The organism is Brevibacillus centrosporus (assembly GCF_003710815.1).
Lineage (GTDB): Bacteria > Bacillota > Bacilli > Brevibacillales > Brevibacillaceae > Brevibacillus > Brevibacillus centrosporus.
This window is the reverse complement of sequence record NZ_RHHP01000013.1, coordinates 43,582-68,782: the sequence shown is the minus strand read 5'-3', so window position 1 is coordinate 68,782 and position 25,201 is coordinate 43,582. Positions and strand designations below refer to the sequence as shown.

27 protein-coding genes are annotated in these 25,201 nt (G+C 50.2%); 21 read left to right on the top strand and 6 right to left on the bottom strand.

Annotated elements, in window-relative coordinates; genetic code table 11:
- Nucleotides 1–94: 94 nt before the first annotated feature.
- Nucleotides 95–1,306 carry an ornithine--oxo-acid transaminase gene (locus EDM55_RS12940; protein ID WP_092268211.1) on the top strand — a complete coding sequence of 404 codons (1,212 nt, stop codon included), beginning with the start codon at nt 95–97 and terminating at the stop codon, nt 1,304–1,306.
- Between the two features lie 284 nt (nt 1,307–1,590).
- The gene (locus tag EDM55_RS12935; RefSeq protein WP_092268048.1) at nt 1,591–1,728 is read left to right on the top strand and encodes a sporulation histidine kinase inhibitor Sda; all 138 of its coding nucleotides are present in this window, start codon (nt 1,591–1,593) and stop codon (nt 1,726–1,728) included.
- 81 nt (nt 1,729–1,809) lie between these two features.
- Here the strand turns inward: EDM55_RS12935 and EDM55_RS12930 are convergent, their stop codons facing one another.
- Nucleotides 1,810–2,313 (bottom strand): hypothetical protein, encoded by a 504-nt coding sequence (locus EDM55_RS12930; RefSeq protein ID WP_092268049.1) that lies wholly within the window; start codon nt 2,311–2,313, stop codon nt 1,810–1,812.
- Between the two features lie 235 nt (nt 2,314–2,548).
- Between EDM55_RS12930 and EDM55_RS12925 the strand changes: the two genes are divergently transcribed.
- The 5 genes from EDM55_RS12925 (at nt 2,549) to EDM55_RS12905 (ending at nt 8,587) form a co-directional block, all read left to right on the top strand.
- On the top strand, nt 2,549–3,742 hold the full coding sequence (locus tag EDM55_RS12925; protein ID WP_092268050.1) for an amidohydrolase: 1,194 nt from the start codon (nt 2,549–2,551) through the stop codon (nt 3,740–3,742).
- 27 nt (nt 3,743–3,769) lie between these two features.
- Nucleotides 3,770–5,299 carry an AbgT family transporter gene (locus EDM55_RS12920; RefSeq protein ID WP_092268051.1) on the top strand — a complete coding sequence of 510 codons (1,530 nt, stop codon included), beginning with the start codon at nt 3,770–3,772 and terminating at the stop codon, nt 5,297–5,299.
- 165 nt (nt 5,300–5,464) lie between these two features.
- Nucleotides 5,465–6,397: a glutaminase A gene (glsA, locus tag EDM55_RS12915; RefSeq protein ID WP_122960505.1), complete on the top strand. Its 933-nt coding sequence runs from the start codon at nt 5,465–5,467 to the stop codon at nt 6,395–6,397.
- A gap of 93 nt (nt 6,398–6,490) precedes the next feature.
- Entirely contained in the window at nt 6,491–6,772 is a 282-nt protein-coding gene (locus tag EDM55_RS12910; protein WP_092268053.1) for an Fpa/YlaN family protein, read from the top strand.
- Nucleotides 6,773–7,252: 480 nt separating this feature from the next.
- Entirely contained in the window at nt 7,253–8,587 is a 1,335-nt protein-coding gene (locus EDM55_RS12905; RefSeq protein WP_122960504.1) for a sodium-dependent transporter, read from the top strand.
- A 69-nt stretch (nt 8,588–8,656) separates the two neighbouring features.
- On the opposite strand, the gene cax is transcribed toward EDM55_RS12905, so the two are convergent.
- On the bottom strand, nt 8,657–9,700 hold the full coding sequence (gene cax, locus EDM55_RS12900) for a calcium/proton exchanger (protein WP_092268055.1): 1,044 nt from the start codon (nt 9,698–9,700) through the stop codon (nt 8,657–8,659).
- Between the two features lie 131 nt (nt 9,701–9,831).
- Here cax and EDM55_RS12895 point away from each other — a divergent pair, with 131 nt between their 5' ends.
- Nucleotides 9,832–10,089 (top strand): hypothetical protein, encoded by a 258-nt coding sequence (locus EDM55_RS12895; protein WP_092268056.1) that lies wholly within the window; start codon nt 9,832–9,834, stop codon nt 10,087–10,089.
- 68 nt (nt 10,090–10,157) lie between these two features.
- Here the strand turns inward: EDM55_RS12895 and sleB are convergent, their stop codons facing one another.
- Entirely contained in the window at nt 10,158–10,925 is a 768-nt protein-coding gene (gene sleB, locus EDM55_RS12890; protein WP_092268057.1) for a spore cortex-lytic enzyme, read from the bottom strand.
- A gap of 134 nt (nt 10,926–11,059) precedes the next feature.
- Between sleB and EDM55_RS12885 the strand changes: the two genes are divergently transcribed.
- Together EDM55_RS12885 and EDM55_RS12880 are read left to right on the top strand one after the other, a co-directional pair.
- Nucleotides 11,060–12,691 (top strand): thiamine pyrophosphate-binding protein, encoded by a 1,632-nt coding sequence (locus tag EDM55_RS12885; protein ID WP_092268058.1) that lies wholly within the window; start codon nt 11,060–11,062, stop codon nt 12,689–12,691.
- A 75-nt stretch (nt 12,692–12,766) separates the two neighbouring features.
- A complete protein-coding gene (locus EDM55_RS12880; RefSeq protein WP_092268059.1) occupies nt 12,767–13,099 on the top strand; it encodes an Asp23/Gls24 family envelope stress response protein in 333 nt (110 codons plus the stop codon).
- A 38-nt stretch (nt 13,100–13,137) separates the two neighbouring features.
- Here EDM55_RS12880 and ftsW read toward each other — a convergent pair whose 3' ends face one another.
- The gene (ftsW, locus tag EDM55_RS12875; RefSeq protein ID WP_092268060.1) at nt 13,138–14,307 is read right to left on the bottom strand and encodes a putative lipid II flippase FtsW; all 1,170 of its coding nucleotides are present in this window, start codon (nt 14,305–14,307) and stop codon (nt 13,138–13,140) included.
- 82 nt (nt 14,308–14,389) lie between these two features.
- Complete coding sequence (locus tag EDM55_RS12870; RefSeq protein WP_092268061.1) at nt 14,390–14,734, bottom strand: YugN family protein; 345 nt, start codon at nt 14,732–14,734, stop codon at nt 14,390–14,392.
- 93 nt (nt 14,735–14,827) lie between these two features.
- Here EDM55_RS12870 and EDM55_RS31440 point away from each other — a divergent pair, with 93 nt between their 5' ends.
- From EDM55_RS31440 to EDM55_RS12820, 11 genes are all read left to right on the top strand, one after another.
- Nucleotides 14,828–15,001 (top strand): putative holin-like toxin, encoded by a 174-nt coding sequence (locus EDM55_RS31440; protein WP_220388411.1) that lies wholly within the window; start codon nt 14,828–14,830, stop codon nt 14,999–15,001.
- 275 nt (nt 15,002–15,276) lie between these two features.
- Nucleotides 15,277–15,717, top strand: coding sequence for a CBS domain-containing protein (locus tag EDM55_RS12865; protein WP_092268062.1), 441 nt, complete (start codon nt 15,277–15,279; stop codon nt 15,715–15,717).
- Nucleotides 15,718–15,881: 164 nt separating this feature from the next.
- Nucleotides 15,882–16,274, top strand: coding sequence for a LacI family DNA-binding transcriptional regulator (locus EDM55_RS12860; RefSeq protein ID WP_221175501.1), 393 nt, complete (start codon nt 15,882–15,884; stop codon nt 16,272–16,274).
- A gap of 121 nt (nt 16,275–16,395) precedes the next feature.
- On the top strand, nt 16,396–17,445 hold the full coding sequence (locus EDM55_RS12855; protein WP_092268063.1) for a MerR family transcriptional regulator: 1,050 nt from the start codon (nt 16,396–16,398) through the stop codon (nt 17,443–17,445).
- Nucleotides 17,446–17,784: 339 nt separating this feature from the next.
- Nucleotides 17,785–18,477, top strand: a complete 693-nt coding sequence (locus EDM55_RS12850) for a thermonuclease family protein (protein WP_122960503.1) — start codon at nt 17,785–17,787, stop codon at nt 18,475–18,477.
- A 185-nt stretch (nt 18,478–18,662) separates the two neighbouring features.
- Entirely contained in the window at nt 18,663–19,496 is an 834-nt protein-coding gene (locus EDM55_RS12845) for a 4'-phosphopantetheinyl transferase family protein (protein WP_170184312.1), read from the top strand.
- A 23-nt stretch (nt 19,497–19,519) separates the two neighbouring features.
- A complete protein-coding gene (locus tag EDM55_RS12840; protein WP_122960502.1) occupies nt 19,520–22,891 on the top strand; it encodes a non-ribosomal peptide synthetase in 3,372 nt (1,123 codons plus the stop codon).
- 171 nt (nt 22,892–23,062) lie between these two features.
- Nucleotides 23,063–23,296 (top strand): spore coat associated protein CotJA, encoded by a 234-nt coding sequence (locus EDM55_RS12835; protein ID WP_092268067.1) that lies wholly within the window; start codon nt 23,063–23,065, stop codon nt 23,294–23,296.
- Nucleotides 23,293–23,571: a spore coat protein CotJB gene (locus EDM55_RS12830; RefSeq protein ID WP_092268068.1), complete on the top strand. Its 279-nt coding sequence runs from the start codon at nt 23,293–23,295 to the stop codon at nt 23,569–23,571. Before EDM55_RS12835 ends, EDM55_RS12830 begins: the two co-directional genes overlap by 4 nt.
- Nucleotides 23,572–23,600: 29 nt before the next feature.
- Nucleotides 23,601–24,170, top strand: coding sequence for a manganese catalase family protein (locus EDM55_RS12825; RefSeq protein ID WP_122960501.1), 570 nt, complete (start codon nt 23,601–23,603; stop codon nt 24,168–24,170).
- A 72-nt stretch (nt 24,171–24,242) separates the two neighbouring features.
- Nucleotides 24,243–24,665 carry a hypothetical protein gene (locus EDM55_RS12820; RefSeq protein WP_092268081.1) on the top strand — a complete coding sequence of 141 codons (423 nt, stop codon included), beginning with the start codon at nt 24,243–24,245 and terminating at the stop codon, nt 24,663–24,665.
- Nucleotides 24,666–24,760: 95 nt separating this feature from the next.
- Here EDM55_RS12820 and EDM55_RS12815 read toward each other — a convergent pair whose 3' ends face one another.
- A complete protein-coding gene (locus tag EDM55_RS12815; RefSeq protein ID WP_122960500.1) occupies nt 24,761–25,180 on the bottom strand; it encodes a protease complex subunit PrcB family protein in 420 nt (139 codons plus the stop codon).
- Nucleotides 25,181–25,201 lie beyond the last annotated feature (21 nt).

Sequence of the window (25,201 nt, the reverse complement as noted above, 5' to 3'; positions counted from 1 at the left end):
TTTAGGGTTCGATTTTTTGCAGCTTACACGGAAAATTCTGTTGGCATCATTTTTGCAAGTATTGGTGGTATGTGAAAATAAGGAGGTCGTCAACATGGAACAAACCAAAAAAGTCATTGACCAAACAGAAAAATACGGTGCACACAACTATCATCCACTGCCAATCGTGATTTCCAAAGCAGAGGGCGTATGGGTAGAGGATCCAGAAGGCAACAAGTACATGGATATGCTGAGCGCTTATTCCGCTCTGAACCAAGGACACCGTCATCCACGGATCATTCAAGCTCTGAAGGATCAGGCAGACAAAGTAACCCTGACTTCCCGTGCATTTTACAATGACCAGCTGGGTGAATTCTACGAAAGATTGTCGAAGGTAACTGGCAAGGACATGATCCTGCCGATGAATACAGGTGCTGAAGCTGTGGAAACCGCACTCAAGGCTGTTCGCCGCTGGGCATACGATGTGAAGAAAGTACCTGAAAACCAAGCGGAGATCATCGTTTGTGAAGGCAACTTCCACGGCCGTACGGTTACCATTACTTCTTTCTCTTCGGCGGATGAGTACAAACGCGGATTTGGACCATTCACACCAGGCTTCAAAATCATTCCTTACGGCGACATCGAGGCACTGAAACAGGCAATCACGCCAAACACAGCTGCTTTCATGCTCGAACCAATCCAAGGGGAAGCGGGCATTATCATTCCACCAGAAGGCTTCCTGAAGCAAGCGTATGACATTTGTAAAGAAAACAACGTTCTCTTGGTCAGCGACGAAATCCAAACAGGCTTCGGTCGTACCGGAAAGCTGTTTGCGAGCGATTGGGACGGCGTAAAGCCAGATATGTACATCATGGGGAAAGCACTTGGCGGTGGCGTGTTCCCAATCTCGGCAGTAGCGGCTGACAAAGAAATCCTGTCTGTTTTTGAACCAGGCTCCCATGGCTCTACCTTTGGTGGGAACCCACTCGGTTGTGCAGTTGCTGTAGCGGCAATGGACGTACTGCAGGATGAAGGCCTCGTACAGCGCTCTTTGGAAATGGGGGAGTACTTCCTGGCGAAGCTCATGGAAATCAACAACCCATTGATTGCAGACATCCGTGGACGCGGGTTGTTCATCGGACTGGAACTGAAAACAGCTGCTCGCCCTTACTGCGAGAAGCTGAAAGAATTGGGCTTGCTTTGCAAGGAAACGCATGAAACGACCATCCGTTTTGCGCCACCGCTTGTCATTTCCAAGGAAGATTTGGATTGGGCAATCGCGCAAATCAAGCAAGTCCTGCATGTAACGGAAACAGCAAACGCATAAGATTCCTTTGACAAAAGGCTATTCTCTTTGGAGGATAGTCTTTTGTCATGGAAAAAGAAAAACATGCCTCGATTTCGAGAATAATTTTTCGACAATTTTCGACTGGTTGTGGATAAAGTTGGAAAGAAAATCCACATGGGTACTTCAAGGATTTGGAAAGTTGCGCACATCTTACTCACACCTTTTCCACAACTTTTCCACATGGCGTGTGGATATCGGAACGGTTGTTCGATTTGAAAGCATTTGATACAATGGGCTCATAAACAAGGTGGAGGTGAGCAAAGGTGAAATACTTGAGTGACCAAATGTTGATAGAAGTATATCATCGAGCTGTCGACCTTCAACTAGATTCAGCATTTATTGAGTTGCTCCGTTCTGAATTGGATCATCGAGAAATTCGGATTGCGCAAGTAAGTGCGTAAAAAGCGGGCTAGTATAAGATTGGCAAAGCCATCCCCTATTAGGAGGATGGCTTTTTCTGTGTCTGTGCATCATGGGGATTTTCAAACAATGAATTCCATGGCATAAATGCGATCGATCGGTGCTTCCTTGGCGAGCAGAGTCTCCGGCAAATAGAAATAGACAGGACCGTTTTCGCGTATCGGCTTGCCGTCTTTTGCGAACTGCAGGATGGCACGTTTCGCATCAGCGAGAGTCAGCTCATACGGCTCGAGACCTTCGCGGTGCAGGCGAACGCGCGTGGCTTCAGCTGAGGGCTCAGCATTGTTGATGAAGGGCGCCAGAAGAATGCCGTAATCGCCCTCGAGGACTTTCCGTTCCTCCGCGAGAGTTTTCTTGCGTTCGGATGGGGGCTGTGCCCCTTCCGCGAGCTCCTTGTCCCATTGGGAACCAGTTCCTTGCAAATATTTCGCCTGCCTGTGATCAGCACCTTCTTGCTCTCCTACGTACTCACGCAGGTCAAACTTGCGATCATCAAACACCCAGACAGTAGGGTCTAATGTAATAGGGTAGGAAACTGCCCCTTTAAACACGATAACATCTGACATGAAGCATTCCTCCGTAATCTATCAATCTCATCTTACATTTTACTGCAAGTTCACAGAGGTCGGCAAACGAATGCAATATAGCGAAAATTTCAGAAATTATTCCAAAATTTATTGACACTCAATTCAGAGTTTATATAATTGTAATAAAATAATAGATTACTTATATGAGAGGAGTGTAAAAATCCGTCCGATTTTGTCATTCGTTATATCCCATTGTGAGAGGAGATTTCCCCCGATGAATCCGAGTTCTGTCTCTTCATTGCTAGAATCCGTGCGTCAAGAAGTGATAATTTGGCGTCGTTACTTGCACAGGAACCCAGAATTGTCCTTTCAAGAGGAAAAGACGGCCAACTTCGTCTATGAGCAGCTGCAATCCTTTGGAAATCTGGAGCTCACACGACCGACTAAGACGAGTGTCATGGCGAGGCTGATCGGGGCTAGACCAGGCAAGGTCATCGGATTACGTGCCGACATGGATGCACTGGCGATCACGGAAGAAAATGATTTCGAGTTTGCCTCTTCAGTGCCAGGGGTGATGCATGCTTGCGGCCATGACGGACATACGGCGATGCTCTTGGGAGCTGCCAAGGTGCTTTCCCAGCTGAGGGCTCATCTCGCAGGAGAAGTACGCTTTCTTTTTCAGCATGCGGAAGAAATGCATCCAGGTGGGGCGAGGGAAATGGTGCAGGCCAACGTGACAGAGGGCGTCGACCTGATGCTGGGAATTCATCTGATGTCCCATCTTTCTGTCGGCAAAATCGGACTTACCTACGGAGCGGTCACGGCCAATTCGGACCGTTTTGACATCACCATCCAAGGTAAGGGCGGACATGCCTCCACACCGAATTCCTCTGTTGACCCGGTGGCCATCGGAGCGCAGGTCATTGCGAATTTGCAGCAGATCGTTTCCAGAAACGCGGACCCACTGGAGAATCTGGTCATCTCCGTAACGAATTTTCACGGTGGCACAGGAGCCTACAATGTCATCCCGGATCGGGCGACGCTGAGCGGTTCTGTACGCAGCTTTGCCCCAGAGGTGAGAGAGCTGGCTGTCAACGGGATGGAGCGGATCATCAAAGGGATCACACTCGCGCATGAAGCAACTTACAGCTTTGACTATCGCTACGGATACGGCTCCGTCATCAATGATGAAGAGGTTACCCGATCGGTTGAGGAACTGATCGTGGAGGAGTGGGGAGAAGATGTGCTTCTGCAGCATCCTCCGATGATGGGTGGAGAGGATTTCTCAGCCTTTTCAGACGTGGTGCCAAGCTGTTTCATCCTCGTGGGTGCCGGAAATGAAGAGAAGGGCATCGTCTATCCGCATCACCATCCGCGTTTTACGATCGATGAAGACGCGCTGCAGGACGGGGTAAGGCTGTTTGTTCGATACATCTGCAAGACTTTGGCAGGGACACCAGGATCGTAAGGACATGTGAAATGGAGGCGGAGGAATATGGCAAATGGCGCAGCAGGACTGAATACGGAGCTGCAAAATCAAAAAGGAATCTTAAAATGGATCGAAACGGTTGGGAACAAGCTTCCCCATCCGTTCATGCTCTTCATCATTCTTTGCGGAGTATTGATGGTCGTCTCGGCGATTCTCTCGGCGATGAATCTATCTGTCATTCATCCCGGAAAGGGAGAAGCGGTCGCGGTCAAAAACCTGCTCAGTGTCGAGGGCATACACTGGATTTTGACCAGCATGCTCAAAAACTTCGTCGAGTTTCCCGCGCTCGGCCTCGTCTTGGCGATGACGCTCGGGATCGGTCTGGCGGAAAAAGTAGGGCTCTTGACAACGGTCCTTCGCAAGATGATGTCACACGTACCCACTGCGATCGTCAGTTACGCGGTTGTCTTTGTAGGAGTTTTGGGAAACCTCGCATCTGATGCAGCTATGGTGATCATTCCTCCGCTTGGCGGGCTCGTCTTCCTCGCCATGGGTCGCCATCCGATTGCCGGGTTTGCCGCCGGGATGGCGGGAGTATCGTCCGGTTTTACAGCAAACTTGTTTATCGCAGGTACGGATGCTCTCTTGTCCGGAATCAGTACCTCCGTCGCTCAAACCATTGATGCGAATGCCCATGTCACACCTGTTGACAACTGGTTTTTCATGTCATCCTCGGTTTTCATTCTCGCTTTTATCGGTGGATGGATTACGGACAAGGTGATCGAGCCGCGCCTAGGCACTTTCAAGGGTGATACCAGCGTGCAGTTTGATGAGCTGACACCTCAGGAAAACAAGGCGCTGCGCGTGACCGGGCTCGTCGCCTTGCTATTTATTGCTGTTCTCGCTGTACTGGTCGTCCCAGAAGGAGCACTGCTTCGCGACCCGAAAACAGGCGACTTTCTGACCTCGCCTTTTCTGAAAGGCATCATTCCGATCATTCTCTTGTTCTTCGTGACTATTTCGTTTGTTTACGGGAAGGTAATGGGACTGATCAAAACCTCAAAAGACATGCCGCATTACATGTCCGAGGCGATCAAGGACATGTCCGGCTTTATCGTGTTGGCTTTTACGGCAGCACAGTTCATCGCCTTTTTCAACTGGAGCAATATCGGCATCCTGATGGCTGTGAACGGTGCTGAGTTTATGAAAAGCATCGGATTGACCGGCCTTCCCATCGTGATTGGCTTCACTCTGTTCACCGGGATATGCAGCTTGTTCATTACGAGTGGTTCGGCCCTGTGGGCGATTCTCGCCCCGGTATTTATGCCGATGCTGATGCTGCTGGACTACAGCCCTGCTTTTATTCAGGTCGCTTATCGGATCGCCGATTCTGCGACGAATACGATCTCACCAGTAAATCCATACCTCCCGCTCATTTTGGCATTCTATCAAAAGTACAACAAGAATGCGGGTATGGGAACGATTTTCGCCACGATGACGCCGTACGCGCTCGTCTTCCTCGTGATCTGGATCATTCAGATGGCAATCTGGTATTTTCTCGACCTGCCAGTCGGGCCGGGTGTATATCCGCGTTAGGAAGCGATTAGAGTCGTGCCTTTTGGTGCGGCTCTATTTTTATCTGTGCCCTTCCCTTTGGTCAGCCTCCGTGGAAGTAGGAATGCGGGGAGTTTGACAGGGATAAAATTCCTCTTTACAATTTGGTATATTAGCGAAAAGAAATTTGTCAAGAGGGGATAGCGGATGAACATCGAGCATGCAACAAAGCAGCTGGAGCAAATGCGCCAAGAAGCCTACGCCTATACGGACAAAGGGAAGGTGGCCTCCTATATACCTGAGCTGGCAAAAGAGGATCCTTGCCAGATTGGCGTTAGCGTCTGCCTGCCAGATGGGACCATTCTCTCTGCTGGGGAAGCAGATAAGCCGTTTACGCTTCAAAGCATATCAAAGATCTTTTCCCTGATTGTGGCGCTCTGCCAAAATGGTCAGTCATATGTGTTTGAGCGGGTGGGGAAAGAACCGACAGGGGATCCGTTCAACTCGATCATCAAATTAGAGACAATCAAGCCACATAGGCCGTTAAACCCGATGATTAATGCAGGGGCGATCGCGGTGGCGGGGATGATTCGAGGAAAAGATGTGGAAGAGCGGTTACAAAGCGTGCTGGAGCTTTTGCGCAAGATGACCGGGAATCCACAAATTGGCATAAATGAAGCCGTCTATTGCTCTGAAAAGAAAACGGCAGACCGAAATCGCGCACTCGCCTGGTTTTTAAAAGACAGCGGAGTGCTGACCGGTGACGTGGAGGAGACGCTGGATCTTTATTTTCGCCATTGCTCGATTGAGGTCACAGCCAAGGAAGTAGCGAGACTGGGCATGGTACTCGCAGCGGATGGCATGGATATCATGACCAAAGAGAGAGTGTTTCCCGCAGAAGTAGCGCGGATTTGCAAGACGTTCATGGTTACATGCGGCATGTACAACGCCTCTGGAGAGTTTGCTATCGACGTCGGCATTCCGGCAAAAAGTGGCGTGGCAGGTGGCATTTTAGCCACAGTTCCAAATAAGATGGGCATAGGGGTATTTGGCCCAGCCTTGGATGAAAAAGGAAACTCAGTAGCGGGAGTCAAGCTGCTTGAGCTTCTATCAAAGGAATGGAAACTTGGTATCTTTTAGATACTTGCAGTTGATGTACCTTCTCCCCTTTTCAAATGGCCCAGAATCGCGTACTATGGATGATAAGGATGGAGGCAAACGGAGGGATAGGTTTTGACAGAAATTAAGGTTCCCGATCTGGAACAAAAAGCGCTAGCGTTGCTTCAAGCAGACGCGGACAAAATTTACAAGCTGATCGACGTACAGATGGAAAACCTGACCATGCCGCAGTGCCCGCTGTATGAAGAGGTTTTGGATACGCAAATGTTCGGGCTTTCCCGCGAAGTAGAATATGCGGTTCGCCTTGGACTTATTGAAGATGAGGTTGGGCGCGAAATCATGGGTTCCCTGGAACGAAAATTGGCCCATCTGCATGAATTGTATAACCAAAGGTAAGGCGAGGAGAACGGCGATATTCCTCGCTTTTCATTTTGCTTGGGACCACTATGCAGCCTCCTGAAAAAAGAGGTTGCATATTTTTTGTGCGTACATTAAATTAAAAGATATGATTTTTAATAATAGGTAAATGTGTAGAAAGAGAGTAGTAAGCAGACTAACAACTTGTCAGGGAGAAGCTGTCTAAGACTGGGAGCAGCTTTGAGGTTGTCCTGTTGAATTCACTCTGGAGCATTTGGGTCATTCCGTTACCAATGTAAGAGCGAGACCGTCAGCTAGAGCAGCTGATGTCTAAGTAGGGTGGTACCGCGAGAAATGAAATGAACTCGTCCCTTTTTGGGGGCGGGTTTTTTTGTGTAAAGAGGAATTTACCAGATTCCTATCCAGCTCAAGCACAGCGAAGGCTTTGCCAAATCACGGCGAAGCCAACAATTTTCGATTTTGACAGCCAAGAAAGACAGATGGAGGAGTGTAAGCTGTATGAAGCAGACAGACCAGTGGACGAGTCGGCTCGGGTTTATTTTGGCCGCAGCCGGTTCTGCGATCGGACTCGGAGCGATTTGGAAGTTTCCCTATATCGTTGGGACGAGCGGGGGTGGAGCCTTTTTTCTCTTGTTCCTGATCTTTACCCTTGCGATCGGCATGCCGCTCTTGCTGGGCGAATTTGTGATTGGAAGAAGTACACAAAAGGAAGCGGTCAGCGCCTACAAAGTGATCGCGCCCGGTACGCTGTGGCATTGGGTTGGACGGCTTGGGGTCATAACGTGTTTTCTCCTGCTTTCCTTCTATAGCGTAGTGGGCGGCTGGATTCTTACGTATTTGGCAAAGGGCATCACCGGTCAAATCAATGGTCCTGCCTACGACAAGCTTTTCAGCTCGATCATTGGGGATCCGCTGGGTGCGGTATTCGCGCAGCTGGTGTTCATGGTCATCACGGCTTGGGTCGTAGCCAGAGGGGTACAGAGCGGAATTGAGTCTGCGAACAAATACTTGATGCCAGGCCTTTTCATCCTTTTTGTCATTTTGATGATTCGTTCGCTCACATTGGATGGGGCGATGGAAGGGGTTTTATTCTTTCTCAGTCCCGACTTCTCAAGGCTGAATGGAGATTCGATTTTGTACGCTTTGGGCCAATCGTTTTTCGCGCTGAGTGTAGGTGTATCCGTCATGGTAACCTACAGCTCCTATCTGGCGAAAAATGAAAGCCTCGTGCGCTCTGCCGGATCGATTGTAGGACTGAACTTGCTGGTATCCCTGTTTGCAGGGCTAGCGATTTTCCCAGCCGTTTTTTCCCTTGGGATGGAGCCGACTGCGGGACCCGGATTGCTCTTTATTGTCCTGCCTTCCGTGTTTGAAAAAATTGCGTTAGGCAGTGTGTTCCTATGGATTTTCCTCGCCTTGTTCCTGTTTGCTACGCTAACCTCAGCGTTTTCCATGCTGGAAATCATCGTAGCGTCTTTGGCGAAAGGAGAGGAGAAGCAGCGCAAGCGTCTTTCCTGGGTGATAGCCCTGCTGATTTTTATCGTCGGGATTCCGTCCGCCCTTTCCTTTGGAATCTGGAGCGAGTACACCATTTTTGGCAAATCGATTTTCGATGCTTTCGACTTTTTGGTAAGCAATATCCTCATGCCGCTTGGGGCGCTTTTGATCGCCGTGTTTGTTCCTTTGAAAATGAAGCGCGAGACCTTGCTTGAAGAGCTGAAAGTGAAGAGTGGTGCGGGACGCAAAATGTTTGTCCTGTGGCTGTTGTTACTCAAATATTTGGCGCCAGTGGCGATTTTGTGTGTATTTTTGTATATGGTTGGCTTTATGTAAGGAAGCAAACGAAAAGGACTGCGAGGCGGAAATGCCAGCGCAGTCCTTTTTTCGCATCCAGGAAAGCTCTTATGCAAAGAAGAATGCCGTGCCCAGGATGATGTAGACCGTGAGCAAGAGAACCCCCTCAAACCAGTTGGTGGCCCCGTCCTTGGTGATCGAAATCGTAATAAAGGTTGCGACGCCGATTGCGGCCAGTTCATAGGCAGTAAACACGATATCCATCGGTTTTCCGATCAAGAGGCTGACGAGCACGAGGGTCGGAGCGACGAACAGAGCGATTTGCAGGCTGGAGCCGATGGCAATCTCGACGGCGGCTCCGATACGGCCTTTCATGGCGAGCAGCAGGGCAGCGCTGTGTTCCGCTGCATTCCCGATGATGGCGATCACAAAAGCACCGACGAACAGCTCTGACCAGCCCAACGATTCCGAGACGTGCTGGACACCGTGGACCAGCCATTCGGAGACGATCGCCACGAAGACCGTGGATATACCGAGCATCAGAATCGAAATGCCTTTGGACCACACGGCTTCGCTATCGTGCTCCTCGATATCCGACAAAAAGTCGCTATGCGTGATCATCGAGAAAATCAGCCAGAGAATGTACGCGATGATCAAAAGAACGGCGATGACGATGCTCAAAGTCTCGATCTTGACAGAGGGCAGCTCACGCATAAAGACAGCAGGGATGAACAAAGCGACAATCGCCAGGGTCATCAGGGAGGCATTGTGCCCCGCAAGCTTGCTGTTAAACTTCTGCTCCTTGAATTTGAGCCCGCCCATCAGAACGCTCAGTCCCAGTACCAGCAGCATATTACCGATGATGGCACCGGTGATGGAAGCCTTCACCATTTCAAAAAGTCCTTCTTTTACAAGGAAGAAGGCAATGATCAGCTCGGCTGCATTTCCGAAGGTAGCGTTCAGAAATCCACCGATTCGATCCCCCGCATAATGGGCCACACTCTCCGTCGATTTTCCTAGCCAGGCAGCCAGAAATACGACGCAGATGGCAGCGGTGATAAACTGGAACATCTCACTTTCGGTAAAATAGTGAGCAAACGCGGCCAGGAGGAAGCTTCCTCCCACTAAGCTGAAAAACAGACGCAAATTCATACGGTCACCTCGATTATGTACGTTCAATTCCTTCTAAAAATTACCATATTCTTCATGAAGATGCCTATAGGTATAGAGTTCCTCTTGTGGAAGAAACTAAACGATGAATATGGAATGGGAGGTGGCAAAGCATGACCATGCCTTACTTGTGTCCAACGTGTAAATCGAATCGCATGCGATTTACGGTAATCGAGCAGACTCCGCGCTACATGCGCCTTGACCCGCAATCCGGAGAGGTAGTAGCCGAGTTGAGCGCTGACCAGCTGGATATGTTCCACAAGCCTTATAAAGGTGACGCATACATGATTCAATGCGGAGTGTGTGGGACTACGGAACCAGAAGAGAGATTCGTCAAAATGGCGCAGCACATGCAAAATCAACGCACCTAAAGGATACAGGATAAAAACAGGCACGGAGTCTGACGGCTCACGTGCCTGTTTTTTGAACGTATAGGAATTTAACGGCAGAAAATGTGTCGGCCAATCTTCTTGATTTGCGGACGGCTCCAAATCCATCCGGAAGTCGCCGTGTCCGGGTTGAAGTAGTAAATGGCGCCACCAGTAGGGTCCCATCCTTTTAAAGCGTCGTTAACAGCGCGCTTGGAGGTTTCGTTGGGCGTTAGCCAGATTTGTCCGTCTGCAACAGCGGTAAAGGCACGTGGCTCAAAAATGACTCCAGCCGGCGTATTCGGGAACGCAGGGTTTTTCGTGCGGTTGAGGATGACGGCTGCTACGGCCACTTGGCCGATGTACGGTTCTCCACGAGACTCTCCGTATACGGCATTCGCCATCAAGCGCAGGTCATTCTCGGAAATACCTGCTGCGTGATACGTCTGTTTGCTGGGTGTGCCCGTATTGCTTCGCGTCCCTTGAGAGGTTTGCGGTACGCCCAAATCAGAGGCAGTAGGCTTGTAGTTCTTCGTTGCGTTATAAAGCTTCACTTTAGTTTTGGCACCGAGAACACCATCGATAGGAAGCCCAAACTCGTACTGGAAGTTGCGTAGAGCCCAGTAGGAGCGCCATCCGAATACGCCATCTACTTTCCCTGTGTAGAAGCCTAAAAATTTCAGGCGGTATTGCATCTCACGGACATCGGAGCCTTGTGCACCAACTTTCACGATCTGTTGGCTGAATGCATCAGAACGATGAGGGTACACCACTACTGCAGTCGTGATGAGAATTGCAAGTACCGCTACGGCCATCAGCCATTTAAAAGGCTGTTTCATGGCAAATCCTCCTTCGTAAGGGTGCTGAACACCAGATGATAGAGATTAGGTTCTCCAAGAAGTGAAAAAGGGCCATTAGTAAAATACTGGAGGAAGTACACACTAGCTTTGTACAAAGAAAGGAGGGCGCACGTATGCGGAAAGTCGCTTCATTCATTACGGAGCAGTTGCAGGCCTGGGGTGTTACACGAATCTATGGTGTTACCGGAGACGCACTCTTTGCCTTCTTGGATTCGCTCAGCAAGCAAAATTCGATTCACTATGTACCTTGCAAGCACGAGGCGGCAGCAGCCTTGATGGCGAGTGCAGAGGCGAAGCTCACAGGGCGTCCCGCTGTCTGTATCGCCACAACAGGCCCGGGAACCGTTAACCTTTTAAATGGTCTCGCAGATGCGTGGGCCGATCATGTGCCCGTCGTTGCCATCACAGGACAGGTCGAAACGTACAAAATGGGAGGAGCGTACAAGCAGTATGTTCCCCAAGAAGACCTGATGCGACCCTTGTGCAAGTACACGACGACCGTCACTCATCCAAAAGCCATTGGATCCGTCCTGCACAAAGCATTTGCTACAGCTGCCCAGCAAAAAGGAGTCGCGCATGTAGCGATATGCAAGGATGTTTTCGAGGAAATGACCACAGCAGAAATTACTCCTGAACTGCCGCGGGTTTCTCAGGCTGTCAGGCCGGATAGGATCGAGATGGAGCATGCTGCACAGCAGCTGGTACAGGCAAAAAGGCCGTTGGTTCTGGTAGGTGCGGGAGGGCGGGCAGATGCAGAGAGCTGCCGCAGGTTTGCAGAGAACCTCGGTGCCGGCATTCTCTTGTCGCTGGGAGCGAAGGGAAGTATAGAGGATTCTCATCCGCTGGTGCTAGGGGGACTCGGGGAAGGTGGCAGTGAAGCGGCTCTCCAAGCACTTGCAAAGGCGGATCTGCTGGTCATTTTGGGAGCGAGCTGGTTTCCTCAATCGTTTGTTCCCAAGCACCTTCCCATCATTCAAGTGGATTCTCATTCGGAGTCCATTCATGCGCATCCACATCTTGTTTCTGTGACCGCGAATCTCGATGATGTCCTTCCATTATGGCAGAGACGTTTAGAAATGCGTACAGTCGAACATGCTTGGGAAGAACAGGTAGAAAAATGGCATGCCCGGTTTTGGGAAGAGACGCAAAGCATCACCAATCAAGGAGGAAGTGAGCAGATCAAACCCGAAACCTTGCTGCACACCTTGGGAAGGCTGGTGAAAGATGACGCGATCATCGCCTTAGACACCGGCGAGCACACGCTCTGGTTTAACCGTGCGTTTCGTACGCGTGCACAAACTCCTTTGTTTTCGGGCAAGTGGCGTACGATGGGCTTTGGCTTGCCTGCAGCAATCGCCGCCAAGCTTACTCATCCAAAGCAGCAGGTCGTCTGCATCACAGGGGACGGTGGCTTGCAGATACATCTCGCGGAGCTGATGACAGCGGTGGAGCAGCATACGGATTTTCTCCTGATCGTCGTCAATAACGCGTCATTAGGCTTGGAAGAAGTCAAAATGAAGCAAGCGGGCTATCGCTCATTTGGTACAAAGCTGCACAATCCCGACTTCGTCATGTGGGCACAAGCCTGTGGCGTTTCCGGGCGTCATGTACGTACGGTCGGTGACTTGAGCAGCGCCATCAGTGAAGCTCTTTCGACCAATGTACTGACACTTCTCGACGTGACATGCACTTCTCCGACATTAACGGAGAGAAAAAAACAAATCCCCTTCCAAGCCCAAGCATGATTTGTTTATAATGAGAGAAAAGTCAGATAAAACGGGTGGGAGAGAGTAAAAATCGGGCAAGGAGGAGGGCGTCCAGTGGTTGAAAAACTCGGTGAAATCAGAGTCGCAGATCAAGTCATTGCAGTAATAGCAGGAGTGGCGGTAGAAGAGGTGCTGGAGGTTTCAGTCCGTTCGGGGGGGCTGTATCAGGATTTAGCTAAGAAAATCAATGGCGGATCCAAAGGAATCAGCGTCTCGATGGTGGAAGACAAGGTAACCATCGACATGCGGGTATCCGTCAAATACGGGGCGCCTATCCATCAGGTCTGTCACACTCTCCAGGAAAAAGTGAAGGATGCGGTTGAAACACTGACTGGTCTCTGGGTGGATGCAATCAATGTCCGTGTCGAAACGATCGAAATCAAATAAGAACGACCTGCGGCAAAAGCAGGTCGTTTTTTCTTTCCTCAAACGGTATAGGTCGTTTTTGTTACTTGCTCGTCCACTTTTTGACGGCTGACTTCTCGGGACACGTTCAGCAGGATTCCTGTAGAGATCAGGCAAACCAATAGGGAGGAACCTCCGTAGCTGATAAAGGGAAGAGGGACACCCGTCAAAGGAATGATTCCCGTCACACCCCCGATGTTGATCGCAGCTTGGAGGGCAATCATGCTGATGATGCCGATTCCGACGAGGCTGGCAAAGGTATCCTTGACGCGCAGACAAATGTGGATCCCCCGCAGCAAAAATAACAGATAGATGAGCAGGAAGATGGAAGCCCCGATAAAGCCCAGCTCTTCGGAAATAATCGAAAAGATGAAATCGGTATGCGCTTCCGGCAAATATAAATACTTTTGAATGCTCTTACCAAATCCCGTACCAGACAGGCCGCCGTGGGCGATAGCAATCCACGACTGAATGATGTTGTAGCCCGTATTCAGGGGATCGCTCCACGGGTCCAGATAGGAGTGAATTCGGTTGAGTGCGTGCTGCTTGACGGTAATGTAAGCGGCCAAAGCTAGCGCAACTACAGGGCCGCCAATCCCAATCAAATAACGGAGCCGAGCGCCACCACACACCATGACAATCAGGCCGGTCCCAAGCAAAATGGCAGCCGATCCCAGGTCAGGCTGGGCAACAATCAAAAGAAAAAACAGCCCGGTCACTAAGAGGGGAGGCATCAAGCCGGATTTTAGCTTTCGTATCCCATCCCCTTTTTTGGAGATGATGGCAGCCAGGTACAAAATCAGCCCCAGCTTCGCGAACTCGGCAGGCTGGAGGTTGGAAGAACCGATGCGAAACCAGGAGCGAGCCCCTTTGATGTTCTCCCCGATACCTGGCACCAGTACCAGCAGCAAGGCGAAAAAGCTTACCGTGGCGATTAGCAAGAAATTGCGTTTGTAAAAAGAAAAGGGAATGTTCATGGCAACCAGCATCCCGACTATGCCTAAAACTAAGAAGCGAATTTGCCGTTTCACAAAGTACAGTTCATCGCCATTGCAGTAATCACAGCCGTTTGAGGTGAAGCTGGTCAGCGCAAAAATCGAACTGGAACTGAGTACCATTGTGATGCCGAACCCCACGATCAGGGCGGTTAAAAACAGTAACAAAAAATCAGGTACGCCCCGTGTTTTCATCGTAGAACCCCCTTCTACGTGAAACAGAGAGGGGACACCTCTCTGTTTCGCAGCACTATTTCAATTGTCGCAATGCCGAGGCTTAGTGCGAAGACAGCTTTTCGTTCAGCATTTGCAGTTTCAGCTTGGCCGATTTGATCACGGAATCTGGAATCGGATAATCGTAGTCCAAGCCATGTGGGAACAGATGCTTACCCATATAAGGATCTTCCAATTTCAGGACAGCGTGGGAGTCTTCCAGCTTTCCTTCGGTCACGTTTGCTTCCAGACGCAGGTAATAAACGTTTCCTTTATCTTGGATTTTATAGTCGTATGTAGCGTGTTTGTAATCCCAAGCACCACGATCGAAACCGAGATCACTCATATAGTGTTCCAGATCGGCGAAAAAGACTTCCTTGGTGCTTACCCCAGTATCCTTGATAACCATTCTTTTTCCTCCTACAAAAAGGTAAGATTTTCACATCCTAATGATAGTCTGTTTTTGGAAGAAGCGCAATGTATAAGTCAATCTTACGAGTAGATGACCGGAATTGCCATGATATGGTATAATTTGCTACACAATGGATTGATTCTCAAGGGCGGTCGGCATCCCCGAATGAAAGGGGGTGATACTATGACAGTATTCGAAGCACTAAGTCTAATGTTGACATTTGGGACTTTAGTAATAATGCTGTCATCTAGTAAGAAAAAGTAGACCTCCCTTGAGCTTCACAGCCGGGAGGTCTACAGGCAGGTACTAGGAGCCGACTCCCCGAAAGGAACGACCATTGTAGCTTACGGACCGCGCGGGTGTTGCAGCACCCAGCGGTCTTTTTTTGCTACTGTCCAAAAGCACCATGCTTCCATCTTATCACAGTCAGACAGGTCTGCTCTAGTCGAAAATCATGACGCATGTCCCAGTTGAACGAATGAAGGAATAGGTAACAGGACACACTACAAGCGTTCATTAGCTAAAGGAGGAGAACATAGATGGCGAAAGTAGAGAATCGTACATTGCGCGAAATCATGACAAAAGATATCGCGACCGTGACGCTGAAGGATAATGTGTATGAAGTGGCATGCAAGATGCGTGACTGGAACGTAGGTGTGATCCCGGTCGTCAACGAGAAAAATGACGTGATTGGAATCATAACTGACCGTGATATTGTCATTCGCGGGTTGGCTGAGAAGCACGAAGGTTCAACAGCGACAGAAGTCGTGATGACGCGTGACATCATTCTTGGTCAGCCAGGAATGACTGTGGACGAAGCGGCGAAAATCATGGCACAGCACCAGATTCGTCGCCTGCCTGTCGTAGAGAACGGCAAGCTCGTAGGGATCGTTGCTTTGGCTGACATGGCCATTCGCCAAGTGCACCACGACGAGGCGAGCGATGCCCTCCAGGAAATCTCGGAGCCTGCTACACATTAAAACGATTTGTGGGGAACGCTCATTTGTACGAGGCTGCCGGCGATAGAGTCCGTCAGCCTTTTTTACATAAAAAGTTGTCAGAAATGTGTTGAAAATGAAAAAGAAAGCCATTATATTACTCAAAAGATCGTTCCGTTTGTTGGTGTAAGGAAAGGATTCGTTTGATGATGAAAGGAAGAGTTACAGCAGACGACGTCGCCAAAAAGGCGGGGGTGTCGCAGTCAACCGTTTCCCGTGTATTGAATAATTACCCGTTTATCAAGGAAGGTACACGAGAAAAAGTGCTTAAGGCGATCAATGAGCTAGGCTTTACCCGAGACGAGATCGCGCGAAGCTTGGTTGAAAAGAAGACCAGAACAATTGGATTGATTATCGGGAATATTTCAAACCCCTTCTTTGCCGAGTCTGCAGGTGTGATCATAAGCAAGGCGCAGAAGGAAAAGTACGATGTAATCATCTACAATGCGAACCACGATGACTACCAGTTGGAAAAGGTAAACACCAGGGAGGCTGCCCAAGCTGCCGTTGCGCTGGCGAAATATCCCTATTTCATTTAGCCCTCTAGAGTTCTTTATCCGTCTCTCCTATCCTTAAAGAAAAAGCTTCCCTTTACTATGACGTAACGGAAAGGTTTAGAATACGACTGACGAGGAAAAAACAAGCAGGGAGATGTACCTGATGCAAATAAAGGACATGGCACAGCGACTGCAAATTACGCCGCGAGCCATCCGCTATTACGAAGAAAAAGGATTAATTCACCCGCAAAAGGCAGATGAATCCGGGTATCGTCAATTTTCCGAGGAAGACCTGTGGCGTTTGCAGACGATCATCACCCTGCGCGAGGTAGGGATGCCTATTGAAGACATCGGTGAGCTCCTGCGGCAAATGGAGGAAGGAGAGGGGAGCCTGCTGAACTATCTGGAGCTGCAGCGCTCTTTTATGTACGACCGGTGGGTAGAGCTTAGCAAGGTGATCGAGACGACCGAGGCGATGATCGAGCGGGTCAAAAGCGATACGGTCATCGACCCTGCTTCGCTTTTTGAGCTGGCGGAAGGAAGCAAGCGCCTACGTCAGACACGGGCGGATTGGGTAGATCGATGGAATTTTAATCAGATCGCAGAAGTGTATGACGAGCTGGTAACGCGAAAACAGGATGGCTTCAACAAACACGAAAACTACGAGGAAGTGCTGGATGCCGTCCTCCAAGCGGCTGCTCCCATGCCAGGCGAATGGGGGTTGGATGTCGGAACGGGAACCGGCAACCTGGCGGGACGCTTTGTCCGTGCGGGTGTCAAGATGAGCGGGTTTGATCAATCCTTGGAAATGCTGCGGCAGTGCAGGCGCAAGCATCCTGAGGTGGAGACGAAGATCGGGACTTTTTTCGCGTTTCCGTTTTTGGAGAACCGCTTTGATTTTGCCGTTTCCAGCTATGCGCTCCACCATTTGACCGATGAGCAAAAGCCGCTGGCGCTGGCGGAGTGTCGGCGTGTACTCAAGCCCGGCGGACGTTTGGTAATCGCTGACCTGATGTTTAAAAATGAAGAGGAACGTCTTGCCCGTCTGCAGCAATTGGAAGCGGCAGGAGATGAGCAGGCGGTGGAGCAGATGAGAAAGGAATGCTATGCGAATCGTACTCGCATGCAAGAGGAGTTGACAAAGCTAGGCTTTCAGAACCAAGCACAGCAAATCACCCCATACGTGCACGTAATTTCTGCCAAGCTGCTATAGAACATCTTTTTCACTTTTGGGCTCTTCCACCTACTGACACGCGTCTAGTCTTTTGCATAGGCTGTAGCGAGAAGGAAAGGGGGACTCCGAAATGGGTCTGTTTGACAGTTTTTTTGATCGAGATAACGACGAGCTTCTTTGGATTATTATTGTGGTGGTCGTGTTGCTGTTCTTATTTAACGCGGATCGTGACTAATCCACATGTATAGACAAAAACGACCTCATCGGATAGGTCGTTTTTTCCGTGCGTTTGCGCGGCTGCGAGCTTGATTCTTGACCTGAGAAGGAACTTCCACTACGCTATAAGCCGATGCAACGTGGGAGAAGGGAAGGAACGAGATGAAACGTATTGCAATCTGCCTGGCACTGTTCTCTGCTTTGCTGGGTGCCTGTTCTTCAACGACGGGACAACCTGTGGCAAACGGGGAAATGGAAGCGACCGTCCAGCGGGTAGTGGATGGAGATACAGTTGAACTTTCAACAGGAGAGAAAGTGCGGCTCATCGGGGTGGATACGCCAGAAACGGTGAAACCGAATACACCAGTACAGCCGTATGGAAAAGAAGCAAGTGAGTTCTCCAAGCAGCTGCTGACAGGCCAAAAGGTCAAGCTGAAGTTCGATGTAGAGCCATACGATAAATACAAGCGCTTGTTAGCGTATATGTACCTGCAGGATGGGACCTTCGTCAACGAAAAGCTGGTGCGCGACGGTTACGCACGCATCATGACGATTCCTCCCAACGTAGCCTATGCCGATCTGTTTTTAGAAGCGGAACGAGAGGCGAGGGAGAACAACAAAGGGCTATGGGGACTATCCGAATCCGAAGAGAAGCCCGAGAAGAAAGCGACAACGGCCAAGCCTGCCAAGGAGGCCGCGCCAGAGGGCAAGACGATCAAAGGAAACATCAATGCCAAAGGCGAAAAAATCTATCACGTGCCTGGCTCTGCAAGCTATGAGCAAACCAATGCGGAAATGTGGTTTGCAACAGAGGAAGAAGCGAAGGCTGCCGGTTTCCGAGCGCCGAAACGTTAATGAAGGTCATGGTTTGTGAGAATTCTCGCCCTCTTGAGAGATGAACATGACAAAATGCCACCCCCGTAACGTAGATAATGGGGGTGGCATTTTGTTTTTGGAATAGAAAGAGTAGAAAGATTGTTCGCTCGAGTGTTCTTTACAACGAACGAAAAGCTGGTACAATAGGGGGTATAGCCATTGCTTTGATATCGGGGAGGGACCGTACGAGTGAAAACGAGTGTAACAAGCTGTTATCCGGTACAGGATTCATGACGATTGCAAATGCAGACCAATCAACACCATTCGGACAGGCCGATACTCACTGGGAGAAAGGCGGACGACCGATTGACATAGCAAAGAGCCAGGCATTTATCGCTGGCAATGAGGTTCACGTTTGGCTGGCACAAATAGGGTCTTTACCTGCGTGCCAAGAAGTGCTCTCCCAGGAAGAAGTAAGACAAGCTGCAAGCTTCCGATCTCCCCACGATCAGTTTCGTTACCAATTTTCACATCGTCTCCTCCGGTTTCTTTTAGCTGCTTATATCGAAATACAGCCTTCTGCCATCCACTTTCAAAAAAATCGCTTCGGAAAACCATCACTTCTCCATCACGACATTCCATTCGCCCTTGAATTTAATATGTCGCACTCGCGGGATCATGTCTGTTATGTACTCGCCAGAAATCGTGCGGTAGGCATCGATCTGGAGCTTCTCGATCCTGACTTCGAGTGGGACGGTATTGGGCAAGCTGTTTTTTCCCGAGAAGAACAGGATTTGCTCAAATCCATGCCAGAAGCAGAACAGAACCGGGTGTTTTTTCAGCTTTGGACAAGAAAGGAAGCTCAGCTCAAAGCACTTGGACTCGGATTAGCTGCGCTTGATTTGGAGGCAGATCGAGCGGAAAGGTTTGCGATAGAGAATCTGCAGCTGGTGCCATTTTGTTATCAGAACCATTACGTAGGAACGGTGGCGACAGATTCAGATACGCCAGTCGTTCGTTTTTGTTCGTTCAAAGGTCAAGACGCGTTCAGGACGTGAAGGTGCAAAAGGAGGAGTAGCAGGTGAAAAACATTCTTTTGGAGCAAGAGGACATGTATCGTGAGGGACAAAAAATTCGCTTCACGGAGGAAGAAAGAAAGCTGGATATTGCCTTTTGGAAACGTAAAATGGGCTATGAGCCTCCCGAGCAGTATTTGCCTGCCGATTTTTCGAGAACCTCACCGGCTTCAGCACCTTCTAGAACCACCCGCTCCTATTCCCTCCCAGCTGCGATCCGGCAGAGTATCGAGACGTATGCCAAGCAAGCACAGGTAAGCTCGTTTCTCGTGCTGCTCACTGTGTTAAAAATGCTGATGCATCGGTATAACGCTGAAGACGAAATCCGTGTCGCTGCCTTGTTGTCTGGCACAATATCAGAACTTGCGCCAATGGCAAATCCGGTGATCGTGCAAAGCTTTTGGACGGGGGAAAAATCACTGGATAAAGCTGTACGAGAAGTTCAAGAAGCTTTCGCGGAAGCTAGGGAGCATCAGAGTATTCCACTTGATGAGCTTGCATCGTTGCTCGGTTTGAGCCAATCTGCTGGATCTGTTCCTATGTTTCGCGTCATGCTAGACATGTCTTCCTACGGAGAGAATTTGACGGAAGGAAATCTGCTGGCGAAAAGGGACGATGGATGGCATGGTGACGCCCTGGCCGATCTGATGTTTAGAATCGTAGAGTCAGAAGAAGAGATGACGCTCGCGATCACGTATGCGACGGACCTGTTCAGAGAGGAGACTATCAACCGAGTAGCGGGGCATTATTTCAAGCTGCTGGAGGGCGCACTCGCAGATCCAGCTGCAAGGCTATTCACCTTGCCGATTTTGACGGATGCTGAGCGCAAGCAGCTGCTCGTGGACTGGAACACTGCAAAGCCAGCTTATCCCCGTGACGCGAGCATGGTGGATCTGTTTGAAGAGCAGGTAAAGCTTGGGCCCGATCAGATTGCCTTGCTGTTTGAAGATCAGGGAATCTCCTACCAACAGCTCGATCGTCGGGCAAATGAAATCGCTCACCGCCTGCGTAGCCAAGGAATTGCCCCTGAGCAGCTCGTCGCAGTGTGTCTAGACAGATCGCCAGACATGATCGCCAGCTACCTGGGCGTGCTAAAAGCTGGAGGGGCCTACGTACCTATCGATTTGACATACCCTAGTGAGAGGATTGCGTACATGCTGGAAGATTCAGCGGCATCCTTTGTGATTACCACTGAACGCATTTTTGCAGACCTTCCCCGGCTGAACGCTACGATGGTTTTCCTCGATCAGGATTCACTGGAGGCCAAAAGTAAGGCTGATTCGTTCCCCAGAAGCAGCAGCGCTGCCCATTTGGCTTACGTGATGTATACCTCTGGATCAACCGGAAAACCAAAGGGCGTCATGATTGATCATCGCGGGATCGTTCGCTTGGTGAAAAATATCGACTACGCCAGTGTCGGACCGGATGAGACGTACATGAATTTGGGCGCGGTCGCCTTTGACGTATCCGCCTTTGAAATTTATGGCGCGCTTTTAAACGGAGGCAGACTGGTCATCCTGTCCACCAATAAGCCTTCCTTTGGAGAGATCGCGCAGACGATTCAGCGCTACAGAGTCACCTCTCTCAACGTCACACCGGATCGGCTCAATGTCCTGCTAGAGGATTACAGCGAGGCGCTGGTTGGATTGCGTCAGGTTATGCCCGGTGGAGAGGCGCTGCCCGTGTGGCTCGCTCGCAAATGCCTAATGAAGCTTCCGAATTGCAGATTGATCAATCTGTATGGACCGACGGAGAATGCGGTCAACACGACGAGCTACCACGTCAAAGAGATCGCGCAAAATGAAACGACGATCCCGATCGGACGTCCCATCGCGACAGATCGACTGTATATTCTGGATTCACAGCTGCAGCCGGTGCCGATCGGAGTGATTGGCGACTTGTACATGGCAGGAGATGGCGTGGCGCGAGGATATTTGAACCGGCCAGAATTGACAGAAGAAAGATTCCCGCTTGACCCGTTTAGCCCAAAAGCAGGCGAGAGAATGTACAAATCGGGGGATCTGGCACGCTATCGAGCGGACGGTCATGTGGATTTTATCGGTCGAGCAGACGATCAGGTGAAGATTAGGGGCTGCCGGATTGAATTGGGGGAAATCGAAACGGTTGTGGGGCTCTTCCCCGGCGTTCGACAGTCTGTGGCAGGGGTAACGAAAGGCAAGGATGGGACCACTGGCCTCGTCTCCTACGTGGTGATGAATGCGGGTGCCAGCTTTGAGCAGCAAGCGATCCGAGCGTTTGTCCGGGATAAATTGCCGGAGTACATGATTCCTACCTTCTTTGTGGAGCTGCAGGAGGTCCCCGTTACGCCGGTTGGCAAGATCGACCGCAAGCGATTGCCCGTACCCACGGTAGCCAGCAATGAAGCACACTTCACCGCGCCGCGAAATCAAATTGAAGATACGCTCGTCCAAATCTGGGAGCAGTTGCTGGACGTAAAGCCAATCAGTGTCACGGACAACTTTTTTCACCTAGGCGGCAATTCGTTGCTCGCTATGCGGATGTTCTCCTATATGGAAAAAACGTTCCAGAAACGACTTGCTGTCTCGAGTGTCTTCCAGGAAGACACGATCGAAAAGCTGGCGAAGCTGCTGGCATCTGACGAAGATCACGCAGAGCTGTCCAAGTCACTGGTGCCCATTTCGCCCGTAGGAACGAAGCCTCCTTACTTCTGCATTCACGGAGGAGGGGGAGAAGTGTTGATCTACGGAGAATTGGCGCGCTGCTTGGGGCAGGATCAGCCGCTGTACGGGTTAAGGTATGTTGCAGGTGCTCCCGAGGTAAGCGTAGAGTCGATCGCACGCAAATACATCCACGAGCTTCGCGAGGTTCAGCCAAAAGGACCCTATCATCTCATCGGGTTTTGCCTTGGTGGCGCGATTGCTTACGAAATGGCACAGCAGCTCTTGCAGGCGGGAGAAGAAATCGAGCTGCTTGCGATCCTCAACTACGCGAGCCCAGCTCTGCCTCCGCTGACAATGCAAGACAAAATCATCAACAGCTTCAAACTGCTATTCCGTCTGCCTTCCGAGCTGCGCAAACCGTTTGTGATGCAAAAGCTGCGGTTTGTAGGGAAGGTGCTGAAGAAGTCCGTTGATGAATCTTCACCCGAGGATGACAACGTGCAAGAGTTAGTTTCCGCGACGCGCTCCTATCGGCCTAAGCCATACCCCGGGAAGCTCTTGCTGATCCGTGCGGTGACGAATCTTAACCCTGCAGAAAGACTCGGCTGGCAAACGTCGCCGACCGGACTCATTGAAGAACACTGCATGGAAGCGGATCACGCCATGATCTTGAAGGAACCGCAAGTAGGTGTTCTGAGAGGTCATTTGAGAACGCATTTACAACGGAAGGAATAAGGCCAGACAAAAAACGAATACCATGTCCTAAGCTGATTCCCTGATAGCGGGATCAGCTTTTTTGCGTAGGAGAGGCTACTTTTGGGTGTTTGCCCAGCACCTGAAATGGGTGGGCGACATAAGGTAATCATGACTGGTCAGATACCTATTTTTTGGAGGAGGATGTCTCCATTGGATTCTCAAACTCGGGTCTATTTTCCTTACGTGAGCCCGCATGATCCTTGCCCGCCGATTCGTGTCAAATCCTACTACGTCCCACCCCAGCTTTTTATCGGCTTTCAGCCTGAAAACCTGCCGCAGTTCTCTCCTATGGAGGCCCTGATGCATGGCACGCTGTGGCCTGCGCTGTACAGTCCTTACGTTCCGACAGGACAGAGGGAAAGAAGAGGGGAGGGCCATTCATGAACGCTAATCCGCATACAAGACCTGGCGATGAGCAGTACATGGAAATGCTTACACAGCTGCAGGCAGTTGACTTCGTCTTGTGTGAGCTGAATTTATATCTGGATACCCATCCGAATGATGCGAACGCCATCGAGCAATACAATGAACTCGTGCAGCAGCGCTGGCATATGGCCAATGAATTCGAGACCTTGTACGGGCCGCTCATGAACCTCGGACACAGCTATTCGGGTTATCCATGGCAATGGAACGATGCACCTTGGCCTTGGCAAGTCTAACAAAGAGAAATGAGGGGGAAAACGCGACGATGTGGATTTATGAGAAAAAGCTACAGTACCCGGTTCGTGTCGGCAAGTGCGATGTCCGCATGGCAAAGTTTTTGATGGAGCAATACGGCGGTGCCGATGGTGAATTGGCTGCTGCCCTGCGTTATTTGAATCAACGATACACGATCCCGGATAAAGTCATCGGACTATTGACGGATATCGGGACGGAAGAATTTGCGCATTTGGAAATGATCGCGACCATGGTGTATAAATTGACCAAGGACGCAACAATGGAAGAGCTAGAGGCAGCGGGCCTTGGTGCCCACTACGCCAACCACGACCGAGCTCTTTTCTATGAAAATGCAGGTGGGGTGCCCTTTACCGCTACTTACATTCAAGCAAAAGGCGATCCCATCGCCGATTTGTACGAAGATATCGCAGCGGAGGAAAAAGCGCGCGCGACGTATCAATGGCTCATTGACATGACAGATGATGTGGATATCCAGGACGGCTTGAAGTATTTGCGTGAGAGAGAAGTTGTCCACTCTTTGCGCTTCCGTGAAGCCGTGGAGATTTTGAAAGAAGAGCAAGGCCGCAAGAAATTCTTCTAACTTTATAGGCGAATGAACGATGGTCCAATCGGGCACACTGGGGGATGACTGAATTTGGAAAGGAGTGTCCCGATGAAGGCCAGACGTTTTGTTTACCGATTATTGCTGCTGATCGGGATCGCTGCTTGCGTGGAGTGGTTCGTCTATGCGAATAACGAAGCTGCCCCAACAGAAGCAGCGGTCGAAGCAGGGCACAGCCATCAGCAAGCTCCGACCTTGAGCGTGACCCATACTCTGAATCAGGATGATTTGGAGCTCAAGATTGCGGTCACGAATTTTTCTTTTTCCCTCGAAAATATGGGAAAAGAGAATCGACAAGGAGAAGGGCATGTCCATCTCTATCTGGATGGGAAAAAGGTGGCAAAGGTATTTGAGCCCACTTACGTAATGAAGGATATTCCTAGCGGCAAGCATGAGGTCATGGTGGAGCTGGCAAATAACAACCATGAATCCTACGGCGTCTCCCAGCGTATTCCGATTGAAGTCAAACCGTAGATCGAGAATCACCAAGGCATTTCATGCAGAAAGCCGACGTTCCGAGTGCCCGTTTGGCGCACTTAGAAGTCGGCTTTTTCTGTAAAAAGCTTCTGTTATCGCATCTGTACCGTTACTTGTGCTTGCTGGTCCGGCAGAGCAATGACCAGGGTTGGGTAGGAAATGACCTGGATTTTCATCGAGCCGGGAGCGGGGGCCTTCATGTGTACGGATACCGTAAAGCCATGCGGACCTGTACGCTTCACTTGATCGGCTACCAGCTGATAGCCGCCAGTTGGGCGTTGTCCGGCTCCGATGACGACGTACGATTTGCCATTGGCACGAACGATTGTATGACCACCGCTTTTTCGTACTTTGCTAAGAGCGCTCTGAACGGCTGGTGGATAAGGGGCAGCTACCGGCTCGTACCCTTCCGCAGAAGTCGCTGATGGGGTAGGATGTGGAGTAGGCGATGGCTGAATTCCTGTCAATGTCAAAGCAGCAGAGAGCAACAGTCCGGGAATCATTGTAAACATCTCAAACATCCCTCCATTATT